The 734-nt window shown below is 46.7% G+C and carries 1 protein-coding gene and 1 pseudogene; one reads left to right on the forward strand and one right to left on the reverse strand.

Annotated features, from left to right (window positions below; all coding sequences use genetic code 11):
* Positions 1 to 335: molybdopterin-guanine dinucleotide biosynthesis protein MobC (locus tag E0D98_RS25180; RefSeq protein WP_240723780.1), on the forward strand; the 335-nt coding region annotated here is incomplete at its 5' end.
* 84 nt (positions 336 to 419) lie between these two features.
* Here E0D98_RS25180 and E0D98_RS25185 read toward each other — a convergent pair.
* Positions 420 to 734: pseudogene (locus tag E0D98_RS25185) on the reverse strand (DUF4942 domain-containing protein); the annotation flags it as partial.

Here is a 734-nt window from a genome sequence, read left to right on the forward strand (position 1 = left end):
TGGCTTCTAAAAAATTTTACTCAGATGATGACATCCAGCTGGCAAAAGCTGCTTTATCAGAATTGCCGGACCTCACCGCTCAACGGAAAACATTGCGTGATTTTCTTGATGCCATTCGTGATGACATTATTGTCCTGGTAAGGACAAAGGGTTATACACTGGCAGATGTTCGTGACACGCTCAAAAATGCAGGGTATGAAGTAGGAGAGAAGGCACTTCGTGACATTATTCGGGAAGCAGAATCGAAAAAACCATCCCGCCGTTCTTCCTCTAAAACAGCACCTAAAAAGACAGATTCAGGCAGGAATGATGGCATCGATATGAACAACAATTGATGTGACAATGTCACATCGTGTTCTGAGATTATGATGATTACAGAAAAAAAGCCCCGGCATAAATACCAGGGCTTTTCTGTTTAATCAGACTCGTGGCGGCAATGCACCTGGATAATGCCGTGCAATAATATCATTCAGTTTTTCAACAAGATCAGAACGCTTAAAGAACTATGTGTACGGTCCCTTTCTGGTAGCCACGCACCGTAAAATATTCCCCTTCTAACAGCTTACCGACATTGTCGCCGTTCCCGAGAAATTCACCATACTGCGCTCCGATGCTGCTCCGGAAGTCAGGAACGTTGCGCCCCTCCAGCAGATAAAACGGACGTACCAGGTCATCCAGTGCCTCCCGTCCGCTGCAGTCCAGCGTCACACGCCCGTTACTCCAGCGGTACAGCA

This window comes from Escherichia sp. KCJ4928 (assembly GCF_004352695.1).
Taxonomy (GTDB): domain Bacteria; phylum Pseudomonadota; class Gammaproteobacteria; order Enterobacterales; family Enterobacteriaceae; genus ECMA0423.